Origin of the sequence: Kribbella sp. NPDC056951, from assembly GCF_042674205.1 — a bacterium.
Lineage (GTDB): Bacteria > Actinomycetota > Actinomycetes > Propionibacteriales > Kribbellaceae > Kribbella > Kribbella yunnanensis.
Window position 1 is genome coordinate 335,630 of the sequence record NZ_JBHUQZ010000007.1, and the last position, 14,961, is coordinate 350,590.

17 protein-coding genes are annotated in these 14,961 nt (G+C 65.1%); 5 read left to right on the plus strand and 12 right to left on the minus strand.

Annotated elements, in window-relative coordinates:
• Positions 1-52: 52 nt before the first annotated feature.
• Positions 53-1,114 carry a hypothetical protein gene (locus ACFTSF_RS27300; RefSeq protein WP_380156725.1) on the minus strand — a complete coding sequence of 354 codons (1,062 nt, stop codon included), beginning with the start codon at positions 1,112-1,114 and terminating at the stop codon, positions 53-55.
• Between the two features lie 173 nt (positions 1,115-1,287).
• Between ACFTSF_RS27300 and ACFTSF_RS27305 the strand changes: the two genes are divergently transcribed.
• Positions 1,288-2,001 (plus strand): hypothetical protein, encoded by a 714-nt coding sequence (locus ACFTSF_RS27305; RefSeq protein ID WP_380156727.1) that lies wholly within the window; start codon positions 1,288-1,290, stop codon positions 1,999-2,001.
• Positions 2,002-2,011: 10 nt separating this feature from the next.
• On the opposite strand, the gene ACFTSF_RS27310 is transcribed toward ACFTSF_RS27305, so the two are convergent.
• The 3 genes from ACFTSF_RS27310 to ACFTSF_RS27320 all read right to left on the minus strand — a co-directional run bounded on the left by ACFTSF_RS27310 (position 2,012) and on the right by ACFTSF_RS27320 (position 4,164).
• A complete protein-coding gene (locus tag ACFTSF_RS27310) occupies positions 2,012-2,350 on the minus strand; it encodes a hypothetical protein (RefSeq protein WP_380156729.1) in 339 nt (112 codons plus the stop codon).
• A 104-nt stretch (positions 2,351-2,454) separates the two neighbouring features.
• Positions 2,455-3,567 (minus strand): EcsC family protein, encoded by a 1,113-nt coding sequence (locus tag ACFTSF_RS27315; protein WP_380156731.1) that lies wholly within the window; start codon positions 3,565-3,567, stop codon positions 2,455-2,457.
• Positions 3,568-3,729: 162 nt separating this feature from the next.
• Positions 3,730-4,164, minus strand: a complete 435-nt coding sequence (locus ACFTSF_RS27320) for a helix-turn-helix domain-containing protein (protein ID WP_380156733.1) — start codon at positions 4,162-4,164, stop codon at positions 3,730-3,732.
• Between the two features lie 95 nt (positions 4,165-4,259).
• Between ACFTSF_RS27320 and ACFTSF_RS27325 the strand changes: the two genes are divergently transcribed.
• Positions 4,260-4,661, plus strand: coding sequence for a flavoprotein (locus tag ACFTSF_RS27325; RefSeq protein WP_380156735.1), 402 nt, complete (start codon positions 4,260-4,262; stop codon positions 4,659-4,661).
• Here ACFTSF_RS27325 and ACFTSF_RS27330 read toward each other — a convergent pair.
• The 8 genes from ACFTSF_RS27330 to ACFTSF_RS27365 form a co-directional block, all read right to left on the minus strand.
• On the minus strand, positions 4,645-5,478 hold the full coding sequence (locus ACFTSF_RS27330; protein ID WP_380156737.1) for an alpha/beta fold hydrolase: 834 nt from the start codon (positions 5,476-5,478) through the stop codon (positions 4,645-4,647). The genes ACFTSF_RS27325 and ACFTSF_RS27330 overlap by 17 nt on opposite strands.
• A 27-nt stretch (positions 5,479-5,505) precedes the next feature.
• Positions 5,506-5,928 (minus strand): DoxX family protein, encoded by a 423-nt coding sequence (locus tag ACFTSF_RS27335; RefSeq protein WP_380156739.1) that lies wholly within the window; start codon positions 5,926-5,928, stop codon positions 5,506-5,508.
• A 103-nt stretch (positions 5,929-6,031) separates the two neighbouring features.
• Positions 6,032-6,877, minus strand: coding sequence for an ABC transporter permease (locus ACFTSF_RS27340; RefSeq protein WP_380156741.1), 846 nt, complete (start codon positions 6,875-6,877; stop codon positions 6,032-6,034).
• Positions 6,874-7,839 (minus strand): ATP-binding cassette domain-containing protein, encoded by a 966-nt coding sequence (locus ACFTSF_RS27345; protein WP_380156743.1) that lies wholly within the window; start codon positions 7,837-7,839, stop codon positions 6,874-6,876. The genes ACFTSF_RS27340 and ACFTSF_RS27345 overlap by 4 nt, the downstream gene beginning before the upstream one ends.
• A gap of 102 nt (positions 7,840-7,941) precedes the next feature.
• On the minus strand, positions 7,942-8,583 hold the full coding sequence (locus tag ACFTSF_RS27350) for a PadR family transcriptional regulator (RefSeq protein WP_380156744.1): 642 nt from the start codon (positions 8,581-8,583) through the stop codon (positions 7,942-7,944).
• Positions 8,584-8,813: 230 nt separating this feature from the next.
• Positions 8,814-9,731: an aminoglycoside phosphotransferase family protein gene (locus ACFTSF_RS27355; protein WP_380156746.1), complete on the minus strand. Its 918-nt coding sequence runs from the start codon at positions 9,729-9,731 to the stop codon at positions 8,814-8,816.
• Positions 9,732-9,763: 32 nt separating this feature from the next.
• The gene (gene larA, locus ACFTSF_RS27360) at positions 9,764-11,122 is read right to left on the minus strand and encodes a nickel-dependent lactate racemase (protein WP_380156748.1); all 1,359 of its coding nucleotides are present in this window, start codon (positions 11,120-11,122) and stop codon (positions 9,764-9,766) included.
• The gene (locus ACFTSF_RS27365) at positions 11,122-11,892 is read right to left on the minus strand and encodes a FadR/GntR family transcriptional regulator (RefSeq protein WP_380156750.1); all 771 of its coding nucleotides are present in this window, start codon (positions 11,890-11,892) and stop codon (positions 11,122-11,124) included. Before ACFTSF_RS27365 ends, larA begins: the two co-directional genes overlap by 1 nt.
• A 138-nt stretch (positions 11,893-12,030) precedes the next feature.
• Between ACFTSF_RS27365 and ACFTSF_RS27370 the strand changes: the two genes are divergently transcribed.
• The 3 genes from ACFTSF_RS27370 to ACFTSF_RS27380 all read left to right on the plus strand — a co-directional run bounded on the left by ACFTSF_RS27370 (position 12,031) and on the right by ACFTSF_RS27380 (position 14,956).
• Positions 12,031-13,302: an ABC transporter substrate-binding protein gene (locus ACFTSF_RS27370; RefSeq protein ID WP_380156752.1), complete on the plus strand. Its 1,272-nt coding sequence runs from the start codon at positions 12,031-12,033 to the stop codon at positions 13,300-13,302.
• Between the two features lie 237 nt (positions 13,303-13,539).
• Positions 13,540-13,773, plus strand: coding sequence for a hypothetical protein (locus tag ACFTSF_RS27375; protein ID WP_380156754.1), 234 nt, complete (start codon positions 13,540-13,542; stop codon positions 13,771-13,773).
• Between the two features lies 1 nt (position 13,774).
• A complete protein-coding gene (locus tag ACFTSF_RS27380) occupies positions 13,775-14,956 on the plus strand; it encodes a mandelate racemase/muconate lactonizing enzyme family protein (protein ID WP_380156756.1) in 1,182 nt (393 codons plus the stop codon).
• The last annotated feature ends 5 nt before the right edge of the window (positions 14,957-14,961 follow it).

Sequence of the window (14,961 nt, forward strand, 5' to 3'; positions counted from 1 at the left end):
CGGACCGACACTCGGAACCATCAGCACTCGATGCGTGACGGTCCCCTCGGCGCTACAGCTGGCGGTCCCTGAACCAGGACGGGCCGAGAGTGACGCGGACGCCATCGAGACCCACTGACGTTGTGGGATCCTCGGCATCTATCTGCCGGACGGGTTCCCATGGATCCCGCGGTTCATCTGAAACCTCGGATACCTCGGCATCCGGATGATGCAGCTCGTTTGCCATTTCGGCCCGGCCGAACAGCTCACCAACCTCCTCGATCAGCTGAGAACCAGCTACCTCTACCTGGGCAGGAGCGACGAACCCGGTGCGGGGGATATCTGCAAGAGCCCGAACGATCGGCTCCGGGAGTCCGAGCTTCGCGTCGAGTCCGGGCAGGTTCGTAACTACTTCGGCGTCAGACCTCTCGGACTCAGAGATACCTGCCTCGAACATAGCGGCGACGAGTGGGCGGTAGTAGCCAACAAGCAATGTCGAAGGCTGTATGTCGTCTATCTGACTGTTCGACTTCGGTGGGTCTTCTAGATATGCTTCCCATCGACCCCGACTCCCGAAATACGCAAGTGAAGCAACGCAAACATTGGATTTGGGCCCAACCACCGCAGGCATGAGTCGGGCTTGATCTTTGGCTTTGTCGATTATGTTGTCAAACCATCCGCCGCTGCGCCCTTTAGCTTCTACGGAAATGCTGAACTGTCGGCTAAACGCATCGTAGCCAACGAGGTCCGGGCGAGATGTGCGCGTAGGCGCTCCAAGCAGCTGCAGGACCGAATCAAGGTGAATCAGGTGCGGAACGCCGAGCAGTAATTCGCAGGAAATCTTCGCTTGCGTCATGCCGAGGAAGTAGCTCACGGCTGTTTTTTCGCTCGGATCGAGAAACTTGTACGCGGGTGCTTTATACCAGTGGCCGGATGTCTCCTGAAGGCTTGCTTGCACCATAGCGCCTCGCCAGAGGAGCTCAATAAGCGGTCGCGGATGTCCGCCCATCGCGATGGGGGTCGCGCCGACAGACATTGCTGCCCTCACGAGGCGCGACATAGAGACCGGGAGTGTCCCGCTCGCCGGCCCGTTCAAGCTCGTGAACTTGTTCGCCTCATAAGGCAAGTCAGCCATCCGATGATCTTGCCAGTAGGAGGCGACGATCGCCAGCCCGGGCTCGCGCTGTCGACAGTCTCGCTAAGACCGCGCATCATGTCGTGAATATCTTGTTGTCACGGGTGTGTGCACCGAGTGATGATGTTGCGATGCCCGCGGTGGTCGCGGCTGATCAATGAAGTAGGAATGCAATGCTGCCTGAGTTACGGGCCTACTCGGACCCCTACGATGCGCTGCGAGAACAACTTGAGCAGCTGCAGGGCCTCATCAAGATCGTGCCGCCGCTGATTGAGGCCGATCGTGAGCGACGTTGGGCCGAGATTGGGCAACGGCCTGGCGATCCCGATGCCGACATGATCGACATCTATGAGACAGAGTCGGGCCCGGAGGAGGGTTTTGGTCACGCCCCTTATGACCGAACCTTGTATTCGACAGCGGTCGTAACCGCGTGGGAGTGCTTCCATGTATACCTAGCCCATCTGCTCGAACGGCGATGCCTGAGGTATAACCTCAGCGACCACCCGGTTCTTGCTGCGCTTGTGGACGCCGAGCGGAAGAGCTGGGACCGCCAGTTCTCGCTCCTCGTGAAGCGTTTTGGTGAGTTCGGTGGCGTCAAGTTCCATGAACTCGGCCCGACGTGGGGAGATGTCCTGCATGCTCAGGAACTCAGAAACGCGCTAGTTCACAATCTGGGCTACTATACGGCGAATTACTTAAAACGTCCCGATGCGCGGTGGCCCTCCGAAGATGATTCGCTATTCGCAGTTCCGACGACCCAAGAGGAGCTCATCAACCGCGAGTCGATCTCCTTGGATAGGGATTTCGCAAGCCGGGTTGTCGCGAGTCTACTGGCGGCAGCGCGTGTTATCGGAGAGAGACTGTCTACGTCTGAAACGGACGATTGAGGCCGTCTCGCTAAGCAGCGAGGCTCGCGAGGTTTCCGATAAGCCCGAGAATAATCCCGCCGAAAATCGATCCGACAGCGAGATTCTGGCGCCACCGCTTGACTTCGACCAAGCTCTCAACCGTGCCGATCGTCCGCATGATCTGGGCCGGAGTGAATCCGTATCGGCTGATCATTGGATCAAGGCGGAAGCGTAGATCACTGGCCATCGCTGACTCTTCTTGCTCGATACCTGCTCGGTAGCTGTCCCAGCGTCGTCGACTGTCCCGCACGTCGTAGACGATCAGGCCGACCGCCGCTAGCTCAAGAGCGGCGGCGCAGGCGTATAGCAGTACAAGTAGGAGGGTCACGGCTTCTCAGTTCTCGGAGGGCTACGGGCAAACTCTTAGATGCGTTCTGCCAGCTGTCGGTTCCTTGCGGAAGCTACGACGCCAACGTGGGTCGTAGCGCGGGCTCAGTGGATGTTGGGCCCGCCTGCCTCTTCGACTTCGTCGAGCACACTGATCGCCTTCTCGGCATCGTGCGCATCGGCGGAGTCGACATCGGGAAACGGTCCGGATGCTTCCTCGTCAGCGAGGTGTGGATACTTCTCAAGCAGGAACCGCCGCCGGTACGCAAGGTCGGCGGCATCAACGATCGCCTCTAACGTGGCCCAGTTGAGAGTGCCGCCGACGATGATCCCGACTGCGGGGACCACCTTTCCGAGCCCTTGCTTTGTAAGGCGGATACCGAACGCCTTTGCAAACTGCGTGGAGACTTTCGCGACGAGTGACTCGCTCAGCACCTCCCACGACTTGCCACGGACGAGAGCTTGGGTGAGCCGCGAGATGTCTGACATCGCGGCAGTCTTAGCCGTGGCGGACGTCGCAGTGCCGGCGTTGACAACTGACATCACGAAGAGCTTCTCGGCAGGCACTTCGGGGTCGTAGCCATAGAGCAGCGAGACGTGGCCCACAGAACGAGACGCAAGGCCGAGAACGAATGCAGCGTCGCCAGTGAAGGCGCCGGCAATGGCCGCCCCCGAAGGCGCGGCTGCAGCGCCGCCGGACGCCGCGACGACAATCTCGCCGCCGGAGATCACAAGACCTGCACCTGCTCCCGAAAGTGCCGCGGCAGCCGGGTAGTACCAGCTTGCTCCGCGTCCCCGGACGGCGTCGATCTGCTCCAGATCGAGGCGGCGCAGATCCAGAAGTGACTCGACGTGGTGCCCGCGCTTCTTGTGCATCGCCACCACCCGTTTGGGCGAGAGTCCAACCCGCGAGATCCGTCCCAGCGTCCGCCGTGCAGACCCTAAAGCAGTGCCGCTCCAGTCGGGGAGGGCCTCTGCGGCTATGCGAGCCCCGGTCCCGACTATTTGAGTGCTCTTGGCGGCGACTTCCTGCCCACGCGAAACGGCTGACTGGGCCCGTGGATGGTTCTCGAGGTACTCCGTGGCACGCTTGCCGAGACCGGCGGCGCGGCTGGCCATTTGCTCGCCGATGTTCCTCGTCCCTCGTGACAGTGGGCGGCCTTTGAACCGCTGGATGTCACGCCATGCCGCGAGCTCGTAGTCCGAGGGGTCCGCCATCCCCTCAGAGTAGTCCTGACGGTTGCATAGGCGAGCCATCAGTAGATCTAGGTCGGCGTTGCTCCGGTCGCTTTCGCTTGACCACCTCGACAACAGCCTTAACGCGCGAAGTCGTCCGACCGGACTGGGGTGATGTCGCCGGTCCTCGGATACGCGAAAGGCCTAGGGCCGCCCGTGTGAGTCCCGCATTCGCACGCCGTGGCGTTTTAGTGCCTTATGGATGGTCGAGTGGTCGCGGCCGAGCCGGTTGCCGACCTCGAGTAATGACGATCCGCTGTTGTAGAGCGCTATCGCTCGTCTCAGCTCTGCTTCAGTCATCCGCGGATAGCGAACCTTGACGCCCGCCTCACGGAGGATCTTGATGACGCTTCGCTTACTCAGGCTGAAGAGTGCCCCGATCGACGCCGACGATCCGCCAGCCTCATACTCGGCCACGATTTGGGCCATCGTCTCGGCATCGAGTCGTTCGTCCAGCTTGTGCACTCGTGAAGGCTGCGCGGGCTCGATCGGTCTTGCCTCGTCCATGTCAAGTGCGATGGACTGCGCAAGCTTCTGGAGCCTGTCCAGCAGGAGGGGCTGGTTCGAGTAACGCCGCATAACCTCCACAAAATATTGAGGCCGGTCACCTGAGGGTGACCGGCCTTTTCGCTTGTACTGTCGAGCGGCTGCCCAATGAACGCAGGAGTCCTCGATTGACTGTCAGAACCCTCTGCATCGTCGTCTGTGGTGCGCCGCTGGCCGCACGTACGGGTGACGGCGTCCAAGCTGCTCGCACTAATGGCTGGGATCCGTACGTCATCCCCACTGACGCAGCCCTTCCGTGGCTCGACGGACAGGACCTGTTCGATGCGTCGATGGTCACGGGCAACCGCGCTCCAGGACAGGCGAAGCGCACACCGCCGGCCGACGCCGTGGTCGTTGTCCCGACAACCTTCAACACCCTCAACGCATGGGCAAACGGCAACGCCTACTCGTACCCAGTCACCGTCCTGTGCGTGGCTGCGGAGGTTCCCTGGCGCGACGAAGATCTGCTTGCGCGGTGCCTGATCGGTCTTCCCGCAACACCTCGCGGGCCCCTCAGTGTTCGGTGCTGAAGAACCGTAGCAACAGCGGGCCGACGGTCTGTGGGTCGACGACGTGATCCGGCCCCTCGAGGGTCTCCCGTTGAGCGTGGGGTAATTGGTCTGCAAGCTCGTCGGCTGCGCGGTCGAAGAAGTCCGAGGGCAGGCCTGCCATATAGGGGACCGTGATCGGCCCTCCGGTGGTGACCAGGACCGGTTGGGTGACCGTTGCCAGTCGATCGGCCGGCAATTGGTAGCGGTTGTGGAAGACGCTGTCGTGGACCAGCGTGGGCGCGAGGGCGACCGAATCCGCCCAATGCGACGTCTGCTTGCCTGCCGCTTTCCTGGCCGCGATGTTGTCGTCGGAAGCGCCGGACAGGCGCATGAACAGTTCGAGAACCTCCTCGTCTCGCCCGGCGTCGAAGGCGCGTCGGGTGTCTGCGATGTACTCCTCGAATTGCGGGCGTATGTCGTCCCCGACCGCGTAGGGCACCTCCCACACGGCGATCGTGTCGATGGCTGACCCGGCCGCGGCCGCTTCCAGCGCCAGCGCGCCACCAGAGGACGCCCCGAACAGGTGTGTCGAGCCGCCCGCCTCCGCGATCAACGCATCCAGGTCCTCGATCTCCCTCTCCACGGCGTACGGCTCGGTGAAGCCGCTCGCGCCGCGTCCCCGACGGGCATAGTTGTAGACCGTGAAGTGCTCGGCGAGAGCCGGCACCAAGGGAGCGTTCTCCACCCCGTCGTCGAGTGCTCCGCCCACCAGAATGACGGCCGGACCGCTTCCCTTCCGGTCGTAGGCGATGGTGGTGCCATCGTTTGATGTCACGCGAAAGGCCATCTCGTTCATCTCACATCTCCGTTCGAGAGGTTTGTCTCAGCGCCTGAGCAGCGTGCCGACGACGGACTCGGTGCGCGACCACCGCGTCCTTGCGATCACGGCCGCCACGACGAGTAAGGCGAGCGGCAGCCAAGGGCTCTGCTCGAGCACGAACTGATCGGTGATGACAGCACCGGTCAGCAATGCCGCCAACCCGAGACTGGCGAGGCCCGCCAGAGCCGGGATCAGAAGTCCAGCCCCTCCCGCGACCTCCAGCGCTCCGACCAGGTACCGGAGCCACTGGCCGGCCCCGATGTCGGCGAACATGTCCACCATGACCGGGTCGCCGGCGAGCTTCGAGATTCCGCCGCCGGCGATGATCGCCGCCAGCACGACTTGCAGAATCCAGACCCCGATGCTGCTCGCCCGCCCGGGCGTGTGCGCAACGGTTTCCGAGTTGTTCTTGGGGATGGTGCTCATTCGGCTCTCCTTGTCGTGTCCGGGCCTGGTACCGGTGATGGCGTTGGCCGAGTGGGCCGGGTTGTCGGAGTTGATTTCGACCAAGTGCTCGCGGTAGCGGCAGCTACTTCTTGTTGCGGTAGAGGACCATGGTGATGGGACCGAAGACCGCGACGAGAAGTACGGACGAGACGAGCACCCAGCCGATTTCTCCGGCGGGCACCGAGCCGTGCATCAGGCCGCGTACCACGGTCGCCAGGTGGGTGATCGGGTTGACCTCGACGACCGCCTGCATCCAGCTGGGCATCGTCTTCGGGTCCACGAAGATGTTGCTCGCGAACGTCAGCGGGAACATCACCATCATGCTGACCCCCGCCACCGAGTTCGGCGTGCGCAGGATCAGGCTGAGCATCGTCCACAGCCACGACAGGCAGAACGAGAACACCAGCAGCAGTGCCACCGACAGCAGCACCCCGACGGCGCCGCCCTCTGGCCGGAACCCGAGGACCAGGCCGAGCGCGATCACGATCGCCGACCCGATCGAGTAGCGCATCACATCGCCGAGCAGGGCGCCGACCAGCGGCGACGGTCGCCACACCGGAAGTGACCTGAACCTGTCGAACACCCCCTTCTGGATGTCGGTGTTCAGCGTTATGCCGGTGTTCATGGTGATCATGACGTTCGCCTGCACCAGGATCCCGGGCAGTAGGAACTGCAGGTACTCCTGAGTCGACCCGGCGAGCGCGCCACCGAACAGGTAGGTGAACATCAGTGTGAACATGATCGGGAACATGGTCACGTCGACGAGCTGCTCCGGGACGTGTTTGATCTTCAGCAGAGCGCGCCAGCCGAATGTCAACGAGGTGCGCACCGGGCCGGGGCGTGCCGGCCGCTCACCGGCCAACAGCACGCTGCGCAGCGCGTCCTCGGTGACCGGCGCCGACGCCTGTTCTGCGGACGTGGCGGTCATGCGGCATCCTCCTCGGGTGTCTCCTCGGCGGCGTGTCCGGTCAGGGTGAGGAAGACCTCGTCCAGGCTCGGCTGACCGAGCGCGAACTCGGTGACGTCGATGCCGCTGCGGGACAACTCGGCCAGGGAACGGGCGACCCGCTCGGGGTCGGAGATCCGCGCGGACAGCGCGGCCGGGTCGGCGGAGAGCTCGATCGGCACGTCGAGAGCGGCGGCGAGGACCCGTTCGGCCTCGGCCCGCTGCTCGGGGCCACGGAGGCGTACGTGCAGCGAGCCGGCGCCGACCGATGCCTTGAGCTCGCCGCTGGAGCCCTCGGCGATGACCTTGCCGTGGTCGATCACCGCTATCCGGTCGGCCAGCTGGTCGGCCTCGTCGAGGTACTGCGTGGTCAGCACCACGGTCGTGCCTTCGGCGACCAAACCCCTGACGATCTCCCACACCTGATTCCTGCTGCGCGGGTCGAGCCCGGTGGTCGGCTCGTCGAGGAAGATCAGTTCGGGGGTGACGACCAGGCTCGCCGCGATGTCGATGCGCCTGCGCATCCCGCCGGAGTACTTCTTCACCTGCCGGTCGGCTGCCTCGGCAAGACCGAACGCGTCGAGCAGGTCGGCCGCTCGCTGCTTGGCCCGCGGGCGCGAGTAGCCGAGCAGCCTGGCGAGCAGCAACAGGTTCTCCACCCCGGTGAGGTCCTCGTCGACCGACGCGAACTGCCCGGTAAGGCCCACCCTGCTCCGCACCGCCCGGGCGTCACGCACGACGTCGTAACCGAGCACTTGCGCCTCTCCGGCGTCGGGGCGCAGGAGCGTGGCCAGCATGCGGATCGTGGTGGTCTTGCCCGCCCCGTTCGGACCGAGCACGCCGTACACGCCCCCGGCGCTCACGGCCAGGTCCACACCGGCGACCGCGTGGGTCTTGCCGAAGCTCTTCTTCAACCCTCTCGTCTCGATCGCGAACTCTCCCATAGGTTCGATTCCTTCTCTCGGTGTTGCGAACGGATTGGTTGAGCTAGTCAAATTTGACTACTTGACCAGAATGCACGAGGAGGAACATCTAGTCAAGTTTGATTAGAAGCGCATCTTGAGGGGATCGGGGACCGTTCGCCACGAACCCAGATCATCGGCCATGGTGTAGGCGCCCTCAGACAGTCGCTTGCTCAGGCTCTTCGCCCACTCCAGTTCGGTGCGTGCCTGCCCCGCCCACAGTTCGGCCTGATCGCGGACGTGCTCGGGGGCGTCCCTATTGGGGTGCTCCCGCCACTTGGCCTGCACTACGAGCTCCGCTTCCAGGCGCCCGATCCGCTCGTTAACCTGCGCGATGGCATCTGTCCTGGTCAACATGGGCAACATCGCGATGGATGCATTGAGCATGTCCGGGTCATGGGTGCGCCGCAGACCGTCGCGGACCAGTTCGACGATCTCCTCGCGGCCCCGTGCCGTCGCCCGGTACAGGATGCGCTCCGGCCCGGAGTTGCCCGGCTCGGCGTGTTCGGTGAGGAGGCCATCAGTCGCCGCCTTCTTCAGCGCGTGATAAACCGAGCCGGGCTTGATCTTGGCCCAACTCTCCGCACCCCAGCTCTGCAGTTCGGACCGCACCTGGTAGCCATGCGCGCCGCCGGAGAGGAGCACGATACCGAGTACCAGGAGCTTCGTCGCCGACGTGCGCCCACCTCCGCTCGACCCTCTCGTCCCGATCGCGAGGTTTCCCATGGGTTCGATTCCTTCTCTCGGTGTTGCGAACGGATTGGTTGAGACTAGTCCAGTTTGACTACTTGACCAGAATGCACGAGGAGGAACATCTAGTCAAGTTTGATTAGAAGCGCATCTTGAGGGGATCTCTGCGCTACGCCTTCGACGCGTAACAATGCCGTTCTGCCCGCGGGCGTCGTACGAAGTGCTAGACGCTCTTGCTGGTGGCGACGTCTACGCTGGGTGCTCGGTCAGCTTGAGCAGGCTTGAGAAGTTGTGAGGACCTTGTCGACGGCGTGTTGTGCGTAGTTTGCGAGTGCCGGGTTGGTGTCGTTGAAGTGCTGCAGCACGATCAGGGCTTGGGACAGCACGCGGCCGCGGCCGCGGAGCCAGGTTGCGTCGTCGACGTCCAGCGTGGCGCGGAAGTCGTTGTGGACGGTGGCGGGCAGCAGGTACCAGACGGGAAACAGGTCGCATGCCGGATCGCCGACACCGCACGTCTCGAAGTCGAGTACTGCGGTCAGCCGGCCGGCCGCTGAGACGAGCAGGTTGCCTGGTGTCAGGTCCGAGTGGACCCACACCTCGCGCCCGTCGTACGGCGCCGCGAGCGACTCCTCCCATGACGCTAGCGCGGCGCGAGTGTCTATCAGGCCGTCTAGTTCGTGGATTGCCTCCCGGGTTGGGGAGTCCATCGACACCATTGGAGATCTTGTACGGCGCTCGCCCAGGTACGCCGGTGGCCGGTCCGGCAAGTCGATCTGTCGGAACGCTTGGATGAACGCCGCGAGGTCCGTTGCCAGACCGCGCGGATCCACCAGCGCGTCGGGGGAGGGGTGCGTACCGGCGAGCCAGCCGTGGACGGACCACTCGCCCGAGTAGGCATCGGTGGGTGTGCCGATTGCCTCGACAGAAGGGATGGTCACAGGTAGGAACGGCGCGAGTGTTGCGAGTTTCGCCTGCTCTCGGTGCACTATGCCGTTGATTGAGGGGCGGAGCGGCAGCCGTACGGAGAGGTCAGAACCGAGGCGGTAGATCGCGTTCACCAATCCACCGGAGTCGATCGGCTCCAGTGGCAGCGCGGCCCACTGCGGGAACTGCGCGGCCACCAGTTCACGGACGAGCGGGGTGTCGATGTCGGCCTGGTCGGCGTAGACCTTGCGGTAACTCACAAGGTCATCCGATCGATCGGACCCGTCTGTCGTCAACCGAGTATCGAGATGCTGCCGGGCGGTGGATCTTCGCGACGGCGATGGCCTTCGCTACCGGCCGGTCTTTTGTTTGCAGCGGCTGGGTCGACGTAGGGGATTGTTTGGGGGCCTTCTGGTAGGACGCAGAGGCGGGCGTTGGGGCCGGCTGTGGCGAGGGCGTTGGCTACGGTCGCGGTGATGTCTTTGGTTTGTTGCAGGTGTGCGGTTGCTAGGTCGGCGTCGGTTAGGTGTGAGGTGTGCATGACTACGTGGCAGTCGGCCTGGATGCGGGCCTGGATCTGGACCTGCCACTGGTCGGGGACGGTCACTGTTCGGGCGGAGATCTCGGCGAACAGGGCAGCTGGTGAGTCGGCCGAAGCCAGGACCTCGCGGTAGGAGCCGTGGTCGGGGAAGCCGTCGCGGCACTCGGCTGCGCAGACGATGGTGCCGCCGGGCTTGGTCACCTGGTAGGCAGCCGACATGCCCTTTACGGCCTGGTAGAGGTTCTGGTCGAGCGGGTAGCCGGAGTTCGTAGTTACGACCACGTCGTACAGGTGGGGCACCGGTTGCATCGCGACTGCGCGGGCGGTGTGGACCGCCGCGGCGTGCATTGGCAGTAGGTCCCCGCCGAAGGCGGCGACGACTTCCTTGTCCTGGTTGAGGACTACGTCGAAACCGAAGCTCACGCCGGTGGCTGCCGCGATGGCTCGTACGTCGTCGTGCACCGGGTTGCCCTCGATGATTCCCCAGGCCGCCTGGGGGTGGCCGATGCGGCGGGCGTCATGGAGTACAAGCACGGTTTCCAGGGCGGCGAGGCCGGGCGCGACCAGTTTGGGGCCGCCGGAGAAGCCGGCGAAGAAGTGCGGTTCGACGAAACCGGTGGTGATGCGGACGTCCGCGGCGACCCATTCGCTGTTGAGCCAGACCGGTACGCCGGAACCCAGTGAGCCCAGCCAGGTCAGGCTGTCGCGATCGCGGGCGTCGTGGTTGACGATGCGTACCGTGTCGACGACCTCGTCGCCGAACATCGCCCGCAACTCGGCTTCAGAATTGCCGCGATGGGTGCCGGTGGCAACCAGTACGACGACGTCGTCGAGGTCGATCAGGCCGTCGAGCTCTTCCAGGATTGCAGGGATCATCAGGTGCCGGGGCTGCGGCCGGGTTCCGTCGCAGGCAGAGATGGCGACCGTCTGACCACGCTGCACACGTTCCCGCAGCGGCGGACCCGCGACCGGCGTACGTAGCGCCCGGCGAAGAAGTTCTCGCGGCGACTCGGTCGCCTGGTGGTGGGTCGGTGTGACCACGGTGGTGACTGCCGGGTCGACGGCTAGGTCCAGCCCGGTCTCGCCGTACGCGAGTCGCACGATGCTCATCAGCGGTCCAGGCGGCCGGGGTTCGACGATCCGTCGCGACGCACGAGCCAGGCCTCAGTGATGTGGGCAGTCATGGCGTCGGCCGCGCCGCGAGGGTCGTGCGCCGCGATCCGCTCGTAGATCCGGCGGTGTCCCTGGTTGGAGGCCACGCACAGCGCGCGTTCTCGTCTGCCCATGTAGCTGGCGGTGTTGCCGACCTGGCTCTCCAACGCCCGTACGACGCCACGCGCGATGCGGTTGCCGGACGCCTGCATGATCGTGTCGTGGAAGGCCTGGTCCTGGTCGCGATACGCGACGGGGTCGTCCACGAGCTCGTCCATCAGGTCAACGAGGGTGCGCATCCGGTCGATGCTCTCCTGGTCGGCGGTCCGGGCCGCGACCAGCGCCATATCGGATTCCAGCAACCGGCGGGTGACGACCAGGTCGTCGAGGACGGTCAGGCTGTCGTCCTCGGCGATGACTGCGCCGAGGACGAGTTGGTCGAGCATGTTCCACTGCGACGGCGGGGTGACCACCGTCCCCGCGCCCTGGCGCACCTGGACCAGGCCCTTCTCCTGGAGGACCTTCACCGCCTCGCGGATGACGGTCCGGCTGACCGCGAAGGCCTCGCACAGCGCGGGCTCGGGCGGCAACGACGTACCGGAGGGGTGAACTCCGCGGACGATGCGTTGCACGAGCTCGGCGGTGACCGCGCTCGCGAGATTGGCGGGCCGGCGCGGCCACGCCGCGGCGGGCGCGCTCGCGGTCGGTTGCTGGCCTGAAGCCGTCATCTTTCCTCCGGTGCCGAGCGGTGAGCGTCGGCCCGAGTGTACTGCACTTGAGCCGTTGACGTCATACGTCATACGAATTATGTTTACGCCACCTCGCGGGCCGGACGCCCGTCACTCGTCGGAAGAAGTGAGCACGACATGAAGCAGCGCACACTCTGGTCCGCCGTCCTGGCCCTGGGCCTGGCGTTGACCGCCGGTTGCGGCAGTGCCGCGGGACCGGATTCCCCGTCCACCGCCGACGCCGGCAAGCTCGTCGTCTGGGACTGGAAGTCCGGCGACGCGAAGGCGGCCGGCTACGTGGCGAAGGCCAAGGCCGATTTCGCCAAGAAACACCCCGGTGTCACGGTCGAGTTCGTGGCCCAGCCGTACGACCAGTACTACACACTGCTCGGGGCGGCGATCCAGGCCGGCAAGGGACCCGACGTCATCCTCTTCAACGGCGGCGGCCAGATCCGCGACCGCGCCGACGCGCTCACCCCGCTGGACGACTATGTCGCCGAGGACAAGGAGCGGCTGGCCGGGTGGGGCGCGTTCACCAAGTCGGACAAGATCTACGCGGCGCCGGTCACGCTGCAAGGCCACCCCTTCTACTACAACAAGTCGCTGTACGAGAAGGCCGGCCTGAACCCGGACGCCCCGGCCCGGACCTGGGCCGAGTTCACCGCCAACTGCGGTGTGATCAAGGCGAAGACCGGCGCGAACTGCTTCGCGCTCGGCAACAAGGAAGGCTTCGGCATCCAGTTCTTCCTGTCTGCGATGGGATCGGCGACGCTGACACCGCAGGAGTACGACGACTGGATCGCCGGCAAGCGGAACTGGTCGGCACCGGACGTGAAGCGGATCTTCGAGCTCTGGAAGCAGACCAACGACGCCGGCCTGAACAACCCCGGCGCCAACTCCACCGCGATGTTCAACGACGCGTTCGCGGTCTTCCAGTCCGGTAAGGCAGCCAACGTCATCGGCCTGATGTCCGACATCGGGCACTGGAAGGACTTCGGCGAGTTCCTCGGCGCGGACAAGGTCGGCGTTATGCAGGCGCCGCTGGTCAACCCCGCGGCCAAGCCGAGCCTCCCGTACGACGGCGGTATCGGCTACGCGGTCGCCAAGTGGACCAAGGACCCGAAGGTGGCCGCGGATCTGGTCCGTTCGCTGACCTCGACCGATGCCCTGAAGGCCTTCTACGACGACGGCGGCGCGATCGCGTCGGACACCACGCTCGACGTCTCCACCGGCGGCCCGGCCGTCGCGACGATCGTCTCCGAGGTCAAGACCGGCAAGCCCGCTCTGCACGTCGCACTCTCCTCGAAGACGCTCGAGCTGATGGGCCGACTTTCCCAGCAGTTGCTCAGCGGCTCGATCACCGTGGACAAGGCCGTGCAGCAACTGGCCGCCTCCGACAAGACGAGCTGATCTGCGTGACTCCACAGTCCTTGTCCTCGGCTGTCCCGGCTCCGGCCGGGCCGGCCGAGGAGGCAACGCCGGTACGGCGGTCGCGTCCAGCCGGACCGTCGTCCCGGCGCGGGTCACGGGCCGAACGCCTCGCGCCGTACGTGCTGCTCGCACCGGCGGTGCTGATCATCCTCGGGCTGCGGCTGTGGCCGCTGCTGCTCGGGGTCAACTTCCGCCCCGGCGCTGTTGTCGGTCGGCGTGCTCAACGCCTTGTTCTGCTGGAACGACGTACTGATCTCGCTGCTGATGATGCCGTCCGCGGAGCACCGCACGCTGATGGTCGGCGTCACCGCGTTGCGCGGCCAGTACTCCGATGACATTCCGACGTTCGCATCCGGCGTACTGATCGCGGCGATCCCCGTGCTGGTCGTCTATCTCTTCCTGCAACGCCAGATCGCCGACGGTGTCACCGCCGGCTCGACGAAGGGCTGACATGCGCATCACTGGCTACCGGACCTTCACCACGGTCCACGACTGGGGCCGGCCGGTCGGCGACGCCAACGGCCTGTACGCCGATGGCGTCGTACCGGTCCCGATCGTTGCCATCGACACCGATGAAGGCATCACCGGCATCGGGCTCGGACCCCATGTGGAGCTCGAGAACATCTTCGCCGCCATCGAGGGCGAGGATCCGCGCAGCGTCACCGCCCTCTACGACCGGATGCTGCGTCGTACGTTCAAGGCAGGTCACGCTGGCGCGCTGTTCGGCACCATTGGTGCACTGGACACCGCACTGTGGGACATCAAGGCGCAGGCAGCCGGGGAGCCGCTGTGGCGCCTGCTCGGTGGCCGTGACCGCCGCGTGCCTGCGTACGCTTCCGGGCTGGACATCGCCCTGGACGACGACAAACTCGTCGCGCTGTATCGGACCTACGCCGACCATGGACTGCGCGTCGCGAAGCTCAAAGGCGGCCTAGACATCGAACGCGACCGGCACCGCCTCGCCCTCGTTCGGGACGTCCTTACCGACGCCGGTCACGGGGCACGGCCAGGCCTGATGCTCGATGTCAACGAGACCTGGACGCGCAAGCAAGCGGTCCGCCACGTCAGCGAGCTCGAGCGAACCCTAGACCTGACCTGGATCGAGGAGCCGGTACGGCGCTGGGACGCCGAAGGGCACGCGATCGTCGGCCGGGGAATCCGCGCGTCGGTTGCCAGCGGGGAGAATCTCACCGGGCTCGAGCAGTTCCGCCCGCTGCTCGCGGCGGGCGCTGTCGACATTGTCCAGACGGCCGCGGTCTGGGGTGTCACGCACTTCCTGCGGGTCTCGGCCCTTGCGCACGCACACGACCTGCCGGTCAGCCCGATCGGCACGACACCGGTCGGACTGCTGCACGCCGCGACTTCGGTACCCAACCACTTAGTTAGTGAACTACAGGACCTCCGGCCACCAGTCGGCGTCGTACTCGACCTGCGCGTCGAGGATGGTGCCTACGTCCTCGGCGACAGCCCCGGCCTGGGTATCCGCCTCGATGAGAAGGCGATCGCCGCAGCTCGCCATCGAATCCCCGATCCGACGTCAGCCGGCTCCCACCTCCGCCCGGAACGCGCCGGCCGCCGCCTGCTCCCGAGCGACCCGGGCGAGGAATCGAACAACGCCCCGCTCAACGCCTGAATTGA